This window comes from Chryseobacterium sp. 'Rf worker isolate 10' (genome assembly GCF_050753305.1).
GTDB lineage: Bacteria > Bacteroidota > Bacteroidia > Flavobacteriales > Weeksellaceae > Chryseobacterium.
Window position 1 is genome coordinate 44,506 of sequence record NZ_JBOZOF010000008.1, and the last position, 11,710, is coordinate 56,215.

The 11,710-nt window shown below is 36.1% G+C and carries 9 protein-coding genes; 2 read left to right on the plus strand and 7 right to left on the minus strand.

Annotated features, from left to right (window positions below; genetic code table 11):
- Positions 1–158 precede the first annotated feature (158 nt).
- Positions 159–2,528, plus strand: coding sequence for an outer membrane beta-barrel protein (locus tag LKL37_RS22615; protein ID WP_431612514.1), 2,370 nt, complete (start codon positions 159–161; stop codon positions 2,526–2,528).
- 106 nt (positions 2,529–2,634) lie between these two features.
- The gene (locus LKL37_RS22620) at positions 2,635–4,500 is read left to right on the plus strand and encodes a M1 family metallopeptidase (RefSeq protein WP_431612515.1); all 1,866 of its coding nucleotides are present in this window, start codon (positions 2,635–2,637) and stop codon (positions 4,498–4,500) included.
- A gap of 37 nt (positions 4,501–4,537) precedes the next feature.
- On the opposite strand, the gene LKL37_RS22625 is transcribed toward LKL37_RS22620, so the two are convergent.
- The 7 genes from LKL37_RS22625 to LKL37_RS22655 all read right to left on the minus strand — a co-directional run bounded on the left by LKL37_RS22625 (position 4,538) and on the right by LKL37_RS22655 (position 11,686).
- Entirely contained in the window at positions 4,538–5,947 is a 1,410-nt protein-coding gene (locus LKL37_RS22625) for a phosphatase PAP2 family protein (RefSeq protein WP_431612516.1), read from the minus strand.
- Between the two features lie 109 nt (positions 5,948–6,056).
- Positions 6,057–7,070 carry a zinc metalloprotease gene (locus LKL37_RS22630; RefSeq protein ID WP_431612517.1) on the minus strand — a complete coding sequence of 338 codons (1,014 nt, stop codon included), beginning with the start codon at positions 7,068–7,070 and terminating at the stop codon, positions 6,057–6,059.
- A 362-nt stretch (positions 7,071–7,432) separates the two neighbouring features.
- A complete protein-coding gene (locus LKL37_RS22635; RefSeq protein WP_431612518.1) occupies positions 7,433–8,446 on the minus strand; it encodes a zinc metalloprotease in 1,014 nt (337 codons plus the stop codon).
- Positions 8,447–8,692: 246 nt separating this feature from the next.
- Positions 8,693–9,334: a response regulator gene (locus LKL37_RS22640; protein WP_431612519.1), complete on the minus strand. Its 642-nt coding sequence runs from the start codon at positions 9,332–9,334 to the stop codon at positions 8,693–8,695.
- Positions 9,331–10,062: a sensor histidine kinase gene (locus tag LKL37_RS22645; RefSeq protein WP_431612520.1), complete on the minus strand. Its 732-nt coding sequence runs from the start codon at positions 10,060–10,062 to the stop codon at positions 9,331–9,333. The genes LKL37_RS22640 and LKL37_RS22645 overlap by 4 nt, the downstream gene beginning before the upstream one ends.
- Before the next feature lie 704 nt (positions 10,063–10,766).
- Positions 10,767–11,330 (minus strand): hypothetical protein, encoded by a 564-nt coding sequence (locus LKL37_RS22650; RefSeq protein ID WP_431612521.1) that lies wholly within the window; start codon positions 11,328–11,330, stop codon positions 10,767–10,769.
- Positions 11,331–11,533: 203 nt separating this feature from the next.
- A complete protein-coding gene (locus tag LKL37_RS22655) occupies positions 11,534–11,686 on the minus strand; it encodes a hypothetical protein (protein ID WP_164976812.1) in 153 nt (50 codons plus the stop codon).
- Positions 11,687–11,710: the final 24 nt, after the last annotated feature.

Genomic DNA, 11,710 nt, shown 5'->3' on the forward strand with positions numbered 1-11,710 from the left:
TTTAAAACCTGAATTTCCGAATTCAGGTTTTCTTATTTTAAAGAAAAAGGTATTAACCTATCATTAACCCACCGTTAACCGAAATTCTCCCTTTCAATATAGAATTTTGTACCGTAGAGCAGAACAATGGTTTTGCTCCTGAGGATAAAAAAATAACCATGTATAAAATTCTTTTTTTTCTGTGTTTTCCAGTTTTGATTCTTGCCCAGAAACAGAAACTAGGAGGAACAGTTGTGAACAGCGAAAACGAAAAGCTTTCATCAGTAAAGGTGGAAGTGTATAATGCTCAAAATGAATTAATCAAAGAATTAAAAACGGATGATAGCGGAAAATTTGTCTTGGAGGGTATTTCAGAGCAGAATGTAAGACTGGTTGTTAAAAATCAGGGGTATTCTTTATTTGAGAAAAAACTGGATTTGAATGAATCTGAACCATTGAATATCGTTCTTAGAAAGGAATCAAAGGAAATAGAGGGAGTCGTAATGACGAAACGAAAGCCTTTGGTGAAAAGAAAAGTTGACCGCCTGGAATTTAATGTGGAAAACAGTAATATTTCTTCACTCAATGCCTGGGAAATCCTAAAAAATACTCCAAGTGTCACCATCAATAATAGTGTATTGAGTGTAAAAGGAAGCACAGGAATTCTGGTGACTATTAATGATAAAAAAGTAATGCTGACGGGAGATGAGCTTAAAAATCTTCTTGAAAATACACAGGGAGATGAGGTGAAATCAGTAGAAGTGATTACCAATCCGCCTGCAAAATACGAAGCCTCTGGAAGCGCTGTACTGAATATCGTTCTGAAAAAGAATAAAATTGAAGGCTACCGCGGAATTCTCTCATCAAAATATGTGCAGACACAATATGCGAAAGGAGTTTTTGGTCTTTCCCAATATTATAAAAAAGATAAACTTTCCGTTATGGGAAGCTATTATAGAGGGCTCGGAACGTACTACCGGGAAGGAACAGACTATGTAAACTATCCGGAAAGCCAGACCCGATGGGTAAGTATGATGAACAGGAAGGATAAAAACAATAACCAGAATACCCTGAATTTTAATGCGGAATATGAATTGGACAGTTTGACCAATGTAAGCCTCAACTACTCAGGGTATTTTTCTCCAAAGTCCTTCGGCGTGTACAATGTTCCTACACTGATCTATAATCAGCAGGATATAGTAGAATCTGATTATACAACAATCAATGATCATCGGTCACGTTCCATCAACAACTCTGTGAGTTTTCAGATAGACAGAAAACTGAATAAAAAAAGCAGCCTTTCATGGATCAACTATTTTACAGGAAATAATGCCGATAAATACCAAAATGTAATTACCTATCTGAATTTTGCAGGCCAGCCTCCTAAAGAAGATAATTTTCTTACCCAGAATAAAGCAGATGTTCAGCTATATTCTACACAATTCGATTATCAGTGGAAAGGGGATAAACTGGAGCTGGAATCCGGAGCAAAATATAGTTTTGTAAAGACAAGCAGTAAACTGGATTTCTCAGACAACGAGAATGGAATGTTACAATACCGACCGGAAAAAAGCAGTATTTTTGATTATAAAGAACACAATCTTGCCCTGTATTCTTCATTAGCCTACAATATCGGAAAATGGAGCTTCAAAGGAGGAATTCGTGCAGAAATGACAGATCTTGAAGGAATCGTTTCCGAACCTTATGAATTGAATAAAAGCAATTACTGGAAATTTTTTCCGACTTTTTATGCACAATATACCACAGAAAATAAGCAGGAATTCGGATTCTCTTATGGGAAAAGAATCAGCAGACCTTCCTATTCATGGTTGAATCCTGCGAAATCTTACTATAATCTCTTTTCATATTATCAGGGAGATCCAAAATTAAAAGCAACGATTACCCACAATCTCAACTTTACCTATTCCTGGAAAGACTGGAATCTGGATTTGTATTATAGAAAAGAAATCTATCCGTCCATGGAAATTTCCTATCAGGAACCGAGTACCAACAGCTTGATTTATTATTTTACCAATATCGAGAAAGGAGAAGCTTTCGGATTGAGCTTATACAAAAACTTTCAGGTCAAGCCATGGTGGAATGTAATCTTATCTGAAAACCTTGAACACAACGAAAATTACTTCAAGGGAACAGATGGAATGCTGTATAAAAACCAGGTCTGGAACTGGGTTTCCAATATTTCCACAAGCTTTACTCTTGATAAAAACAGCGATTGGAAAATGGAGATGGGGCACCGTTACTATTCTCCGGGAATACAGGGAACTTTCAGGATTTCCTCTCTCTGGTCAGCCTATTTTGTAATGAACAGAAAATTCTTTAATAAAAAACTGGATGCAAGTCTTGTTTTCAGCGATATTTTCAGATCTACAGGTCAGAAAGTGAGTACAAAATATGCGAATCAGGATAACTATTTTCTTGATTATACGGATACTCAGGGGATTGCATTTTCATTGAAATTCAATTTTGGAAACCAGGCTGTGAAAAATGCAAAAACCATTAAAAAAACTGCCGAACAGGATAGACTGTAGAATAATATGATATAAACTCCACTACAATAAAATATTATTACAAAAGAAATGATCTTTTGATGTCACATTTTCGTTAATTTTGATACCTATCTCTAAAAAGATCGCTATGAAGAAAATTTTTTCCGGAATGCTGATGGTTGTTTCTTTACTACAATTGTCTGCACAGGAACTGTATATGCCGAGGAATATCAAAAAAGCTTATGAAAAAGGAACACGTGACAGCTCCGGAGCTCCAGGTAAAAACTACTGGCAGAACAAAGGAGTATATAATGTGGATGTAAAAGTGGATGCCGGTACAAAAACGGTTACCGGAAAAGAAACAATTGTGTATACCAACAACAGCCCGGATAGCCTTAATGAACTGGCTATACGATTTGTGAATAATCTTCACAAGCCGCAGTCACCAAGATCAGGGTTTGTATCTAAGGATTTTCTGTCCTCAGGACTAAAAATTAAATCTTTTATTGTAAACAACGAAAAATATGATATCAACAGTGATGATTGGAGCACTGTTGAAAAAGTAAAATTAAAAACAGCTTTAAAATCCAAATCAAAAGCTGAGGTTAAAATAGAATGGGAGTATCCATTATCAGTGCAGAGTGGAAGAGAAGGGCAGATTGATCCTGAAACATTCTATGTGGCGTATTCTTTTCCAAGAATTTCAGTGTATGATGATTACAACGGATGGGATATGCTTCAGCACTCGGACAGACAGGAGTTTTATAATGATTTTAATGATTACAGCTTTGCGATCAGCGTACCAAAAAACTATGTAGTCTGGGCCACCGGAGATTTCCTGAACCCGGAAGCTGTACTTCAGCCGGAATATTTAAAAAGATATAAAGCTTCATTAAAAAGCGATAAAGTAATGAAGATTGCTACAGAGCAGGAAATGAAGTCTGGAAAAGTAACCCTTCAGAACAAATGGAACGTTTGGAAATTTAAAGCCAGCCACATCACAGATTTCTGTTTTGCTATGAGCAACCATTATGTTTGGGATGCAGCAAGTGTTCAGTTAAAAACAAAAAGAGCCAGCGTTCAGTCTGGATATAAAAACGGAGCTAAAGATTTTGAACATTATGTAGACTGGATGCGTTACAATCTGGATTGGTTCTCAAAAAACTGGCCGGGCGTAGAATATCCTTATAATGTAATGACAGCTATTCAGGGGTATGCAGATATGGAGTACCCGATGATGATCAATGATACCAGTATTCCTGATGACCTTAAAGATGCAAGATTAACTGCGGATCATGAAATTGCTCATACTTATTTCCCTTTCTATATGGGAATTAATGAGACGAGATATGCATTCATGGATGAAGGCTGGGCTACCACGCTTGAATATCTTATAGGAATTGATGAAAACGGAGAAGCTGCAGCAAAAGAATTTTATAAAAACTTCCGTGTTAAAAAATGGATCAATGACCCGTCTACAGAACAGGATCAGCCGGTGATTACGATGAGTACGCAGGTGAGTGGTGCCGGATATGGAAACAATTCTTATGTGAAAGCATCTTTGTCTTATCTGGCTCTGAAAGACTATTTAGGAGATGAGCTCTTCAAAAAAGCATTGCATCATTATATGGACAACTGGAATGGAAAACATCCGGTTCCATGGGATTATTTCAATTCTATGAATGCAGGTTCAGGAAAAAATCTGAACTGGTTCTTCCAGAATTGGTTTTATACCAATAATTATATTGATTTAAAAGTAACAGGAGCATCTCAGATGAATGATATGCTTACTGTAAATGTTGCGAATGTAGGTGGATTCGCCATTCCGTTTGATGCTATATTGGCATACGAGGATGGAACAACAGAGAAGTTACATTTTTCACCTTCTGTTTGGGAAAAAGATCAGAAACTGACTGATCTGGTAATTCCTATTAAGAAGAAAATAAAATTTGTACAGCTGGATGGAGATCTCTTTATGGATTATACGCCGGATGACAATCGTAAAAACTTATAAAACTAAAAGCCTTCAGAATCTGAAGGCTTTTATATTTTTAAAAATAGGCCGTTAATCTTAACCCTAAAGTAATATAACTGATTTTCTCCTTAGCAATCATGTTGTTAAGTTCCTGACCCAGTTCATCACCATCTTTAATCTCGTCACTGAAATAATAGCGGATAGTAGAATTGATTTGGTTATAATCCGTGTAGAAAGTAAGACCTAATCCCGGATTGAATTTATAAGTCATAGAAGCTCCGGTATTCCATCGGAAAGCTGGTTTCGGTTTGTATCTGGCTATTTGAAGCTCGTGGTTAGGAGCGTCTATATCGCTTCCTTTTACGAAGACTTTTCCGCTGGCAGTTGCCGCATAACCTCCTGTTGCTTTTAGCATAAGCTGCCATTTATCAGAAAATTCATGGGAAAAATAGGGTCCGATACCTGCAGAAAGAAATCCCAGGGATTGTGTTTTGAGTTCATGATCCCCAAAATTCTGGTCGTCATCAAAGGTTATTCTTTGAGATTTAATAGGGAAGCTGCTGAAGGACACATCTGCACCTACACCCCATTTTTTCGAAAAGAAATAGGCACCTTCCAATCCACCCTCAAAACCGATTTGTTTTTTGTCATCCAGTTCAGACTCTTTCAGGAAGTTGGTAGTACCTAAAGCTGTTCCCATTTTTAGAGCAAGAAAAGACGGATAATCATTTCCCTGTATTCTGGATAAGAGACTTAAATTATCTCCCTTGTTCTTATAAATTTTATCAATAAAGAAGTATCCGAGTTCTGTAGAAATAATCCCAATCCCTGCTCCAGCAAGTATATCCGGAACCCAGTGCCTGTTATTTAAGTTTCGTCCAAGTCCTGTAAGCGTGGCGGAACCGTATCCTGCAATACTATAGGCTGGGTTTACCATTCCATATTCCTTGTGTAGAAAGCTGGCATTGGTGAAAGCCATAGCAGCATGTCCTGATGGAAAAGAATTGTTCTTGGAGCCATCCGGACGTTCCACTTTTGCAGTATATTTTATAGAATTGACTAAAATTGCCATGATGGCTAAACTGGTACCGTAAGATAGAGTAGCTCTACCGAGATTGTTTCTACCCTTTACGCCTGCCAGTTTTAAACCGTAAACAGCTGCAGCAGGAGCGTACTGAAGATAATCGTCATATTTGACTTTGAAATTGGGCAGATATCGGTTTCGTACCTCACGAATATTCTCTTTTTCGCCCCACGTTGCGGCGGCGGCTGTAAAAAGAATGGCGGGTGCTATAGATTTTTTTACCCATTGTTTTTTGAAAAAAGGAGTCTTCTCCTGAATGCTATAACCAGAATTGATTATGGCAAGATCTTGCTTAAGATTCCTGGCCGGAATAGTATCCTGTGTTTTTATTTGGATAGTATCCTGTGCTTTAATACAGTATAAGTGCAATAGTATTCCTGATGCTAGTGCTAATTTTTTCATCTTAGTAGTGGTGCGAAATTAAATCGTGTAAAAGTATTAAAAAAATCTATCCCAAAAATTGAGATAGACTATTTTAATGTTTTTATAATATTCTGATCGAGATTATCAATTATCTTAATCCGGCTCTTGGTCCTGCAGCAGCTACTACAGCCTGCATTCTTGTTTTTTGGTTAGCAGAAAACATCACCATAGATTTGTCATCTACATAATCCATATAGTTCATGAACATCTGAGAACGGCTTACACCACCACAAACTCTGTTGAGAGGATAGGTAGGATTTCCGTAGTTAGGGCCGGGAGAAGTAGGAGTGTCGTTAGAGTAATCTGTCTGGCAGCCAGCGTCAGATGATCCCCAAAGGTGTGGAAGATTCAGGTAGTGTCCTACTTCGTGAGTGACTGTTCTTCCTAAATTGAATGGAGCAGAAGCACCTGTTTTTCCGATATACTGATATCCGATTACAAGACCATCATACCATTGCCCTGCATTTTCAGGGTAATAAGCATACCCAAGAGTTCCGGCCTGCCCATTTTCGTCAAGAATTGAGTTCACAACCCAGATATTCATATTTTTATTTACATCAGTAGCGTCAATACCTCCTGTGCTTGCTTTTTTCATTTCTTCCAGATTAGATTTCCAACCTGTTTTTGAATTTTGTTTGCGGTTGGTAGCTACCAGTTTGAAACGGATTTTTACATCACCTGAAGCAGAAGGCTGAAATGCTGCAGGTATCTTATTAATATCAGAATTGGTAGCACCATAATCGGCATTCAATACTGCGATTTGTTCTGCAATTCTTGCATCAGAAACATTTTGAGCGGAGGTGTTGTAGATGACATTAAAAACAACAGGGATTTCAACAGTTCCATCTGCCAGAACTTTCCCCAGTTTAAGATTATCCGCGAAGTTTTGAGTACGTGCTTCAATTTCATCTGCTTTTAAACGAAGTGAAGGGTTTTTCTGTAACATTTTAGCTCTCAGTTCTTCGGAAGGACAGCTTCTTTTAAGAGCACTGGCAATAGTAGGCTCCTGGTTCGGAGGTGTTTCGTTTTGATTGGTTAAGCTGTCGGTGTTACATGCCGACATAAGGCCCAGAATCAGGGCTCCAAATAGGAATTTTTTCATATCGTATAATATAATTTGGTTGAGGATGTGAAATTATATTATTTGAAATTAATGTGCAAACAATTTGTAAAATATTTGTGGAATTAATATGTTTTGTTGTATTTGTGTGTTTTTAATTTAAAGTTATTTGTTTTGGTTTGAATTTTCGTTAAATTATTATATTTCATTTTTTGTTTCACTATTTAGCGTGTTTTTAATGTAAATAATTTTATATTTATTATTATTTGTAGAATATTTTTACAATAAAATGCACTCCTGCTTTTTTTTAAGTTTTCATAAACTAAAGGGTAACCACAGTAATGATAGTAAAAAACCTATCTCAACATTTGAGATAGGTTTCAATTATTTTAAAAAGTGTATTATTATAAAACTCTCAGTCCGGATCTTGCTCCAGAAGAAGCTGTTACAGACTGCATTTTTGTCTTTTGTCCTGCTGTAAACATATAGAGCGAATTGTCATCAGAATAATCCATATAATTCATAAACATTACAGATCTTTTCACACCATAACAAGTGTTGTAAAGAGGGTAAGATGGAGTTCCTGTATTAGCTGTTGTTTGGGTAGGCGTATCTGCAATTAAATCATCACCACAATTGGTATCTCCCCAGATATGTCTAAGGCCTAAATAGTGACCCACTTCGTGAGTGGCAGTTCTTCCCAGGTTAAATGGAGCAGAAGCTCCTGTTTTTCCAAAATAAGGAGCGGCAATTACTACACCATCTTTCCATGTGCCTGCATCCTCAGGGAAAGTTGCATATCCAAGAATACTTCCTTGAGTATCCGGCATGCTTCCAACAATCCAGATATTAAAATAATTGGTAGGATTAGTAGCATCAATTCCTCCTGTAGAGGCTTTTTTCATGGTATTGTTTGCTCTGTCCGTTTTGCTCCATGACGTTTTGGTAGTTGTTTTTCTTATGGTGTTGGTTAGTTTGAATCTTACTTTTACATCACCAGCCTTTACACCCTGAAATTCTGTAGGGATTTGTGAAACATCACTGTTTGTACCCCCATAGTCAGCATTCAAAATTGCAATTTGCTCTGCAATTCTTGCATCAGATACGTTTTGTGCCGCAGTTTTATAAATTACATTAACAACCACAGGAATTTCAACAGTTCCATCTGCAAGAACTTTTCCTAAAGCAAGATTGTTGGCGAATTTTTTTGCGTTAGCTTCAATTTCTTCTACCTTTTGTCTGAGTGCAGGATCTTTTTGTAATGCCTCTTGTCTCATTTCCTCTGATGGACAAATTCTTTTGGAGGCTAGTGAAGAAGTTTCTGGTTCAGCCTGTGCTTCATTTTGGTTTTGAATGTTGTCATTGTTACAAGCTGTCATTAACCCGAGCATAAGAGCTCCGAATAATAGTTTTTTCATATTGTTATAATTTGGTTGATAATGTGAAATTATATTATTTGAAATTAATATGCAAATAATTCCGCGAATTAATTGCGGAATTATTATGGATTCTAGGTTTTGATTGATTTTAATTTAATAACTTCTGTTTTGTTTTAAATTTTAATCAATTTTTAAAAATATAATGATGTGTTTTGTTGTTGTTTTATTTTTTAACGAAATTATTTCGTTTTAATTGATTTTTTAATAAATTTTTTAAAGATAAAATTAGTTTGCAAAGCCATTTTTGATCGCAAAAACTGCCAGCCCTACACGAGTCTTTAAATCTAGTTTGTCACAAAGCTGATCACGATAACTTTCTACTGTTCTTGGGCTGCAGCACATTCTATCCGCAATTTCTTTATAACTTAGTTCTGTAACTGTATATTTCAGGAATTCTTTCTCCCTGTCGGAAATTCTTACTGCAATTTCAGATTCTGTTTCTTTATTAAGATTAGAGAAAATAATTTTTGAAGCCCAATCCGGATAAAAGAAGCCGTCGCTGTTCAATCGGGTAAGTGCTGTTTCCAGGTCTCTCGGATGGGTGTTTTTTAGAAGATAGCCTTTTGCTCCGCTTTTGATCATCTTAATCACACTGTTGTCATCACCCTGCATACTGAGAGCCATAATCTTAATTTCAGGATGATTTTTTGTAAGCCAGACTGCTGTTTCAAAGCCATCCATAATGGGCATACTGATATCTAAAAGAATAATATCCGGAATGGCATTCCCTTCTTCAAGTTTTTGGATGAGGTCTTTTCCGTTTTCACATACATAGATGACTTCAAATTCGTTAAAATTACCAATGATTCCTTCCAGCGCTTTCGCAATAAGTATATGGTCGTCAACAATTACAATAGTTTTTTTCATGACTGTTTTTTTAAGATAATATTGAGTTGTGTCCCTGTGTTTTCATGGCTTTCAATGCGAAAACTGGCACCTATAATTTCAGCTCTGTTTTTCATGTTGGTAAGGCCTATTCCGTTAGATTTGATCTGTGAAGTATCAAACCCGTTTCCGTCATCACGAATATTGAGTTCCCAAAGGATATCTTCAGATGTATTCAGGGTAATAAAAATGTTCTTACAACCGGAATGTTTAATGCTATTCTGAATAAATTCCTGAGTAATTCTGAGTAATACATTTTTATGGACAAAACCTAAATCCAGTTGCTTGAAATTATGTTCAAAGCTTACATGACACTTTTTAAAGGAATTGGTATTGTCTACTTCTTCCTGTATTAAAGTTACAATTTCCTTTTGGTTGATATTGTCATCCGTTAATGTTTTCGACAGGCTCCTAAGATCCTGAAGAGACTGGTTGATGATCTGGGAAACCTGATCAATTCTTTCACTCGCTTCAGAAACTTTATTTTCATAAAGCATTTGCTGTACATACAGACTTACGAGGGTAAGTTTCTGACCAATATTGTCATGAAGTTCCCGCCCGATTTGCTGCATGGTAGCTTGCTGAATTTCGAGTTGGGTAGATAGGAGCTCTCTCTGATGAAGTTCATTTTTTCTTTCAATTTCATTCAGATGCTCCTTTTTGCGTTGTCTGTAGCTTCGGATATAAATTAATACTGCCGTTACAAACATTACAAAAAGAATGTTAAATAGAATGATAACTATTAAGAGCTCCGTTTTCCCCATATAAATGAACTTGCAAATAAAATATACATCACAATAACTGACATTAGAAAATAGTTGAAATAAATATTCCAGATCTCCTTATAATTTACCAGGAATGATAAAAATGCCATAAAAGGTAATGTTCCTATGTATGATAATGTAATTCCGAGATTAATATAAAACATTTTGTTTTTATTAAAATTGAGAATGTCGTGAGAATTAATTTGTTTATAATACTCCATTATTACCAATAGCATTAAGATAAGACATCCAAATGTATAGTTAAAGGCAAACACTATCTTACTTTTCGAAAAATATAATTCATTAGGAATGAATGATAGCAAATATAAAATAGAGAATATCCAAAATAATTTAGTCCTACCTAGAGATTTCACAGCATATAACCAGTAAAAAAATATAAACTGGATCGGCATCAAAAGATAGTTATAGTATTGGGCTTTAGTAAAATGAATAAAACTGCCCCATTTACCATAGGCTTCCCCTAGGAAAATGAATACCAGGTAGAACACAAAAAATTTCCAATGTCGTTCTTTTAAACGATTATAATGGAAAATTGCGATGGCCGCAGCAAGTCCTTCAGACCAAAGAATGCATTTTTGTGCAAATTCCTGGAATTCTGTCATATTATGTATTAGGGATATTGATTATAATTAAAAAGATTCACCCGCCGATGTATAAGGTGGTATAAGTATTCCATTATTTTCTCCAAGACCGGAGTCATCACCAAGAGGTCCGCCACCACCATTATCACCGCCATTGCCAGATGGAGTGAAATTACGTGCATTTAATGCTAAATTTGAATTTTCTCCATTTACCTGAAAAGGATTAAAGTCATAATCATGTAATTCTCCCGTCTCACCAGCTTTTTTTAGTGTAGGGATCATTACCAAAGTATGCTTTCCGGCAAACTGAACAGGAACAGGGTGAGAGTCCATCATAGACCAGTTTTCCTGTTTAGGATATGTTGCGTAATAAAATCTGATTCCCAGATCTGCTTCTGAAGTAGCAGGATTTACTTTGGCTGCTTCTTCTTCAATTTTTGCAATAAAACTTTTTAATTTCGGAAGATCAAACCAAATGGAATGTGCATCCTGAATTCCTAAAGCAGAGTTAATTGCAGTTAGGTGGTTTTGACGGTAATTGTCGATCAGCGCCTGGATAAGACTGTTTGACATGATTCCAGGTTGTAATGGGTTGTTTGATTCTGTATTCATAGCTTAGTGGTTTACGGTAAAACTCAATTAATATGCAAATCTCGTAAAAAATATGCTAGAAAATGTATTCGCGAATTGGGAATTATACTGTTATTTTTACCGTGTTTTTACGGATTGTATGTAAAGTATAATAATTTGGAGATAAATCAAACACAGTTTCGCTCTGGAAAAAAGCGGAGAAAGTATATTTCTCCGCCTGTTTTTTAAATACAAGGATATTTTTTCCAATCCCTGCAGACAAGTCCAGATGTACAACAAAGACCTTGAGGACAGCTCCAGTCCTCACCACATGCAATTGGGAATGGTTCAATTCCGCCATCAATTTTCTTTAATTCATTTCTTTTTAACTTTTTCATGTTGTTTTTGTTTAAGTTATTAGA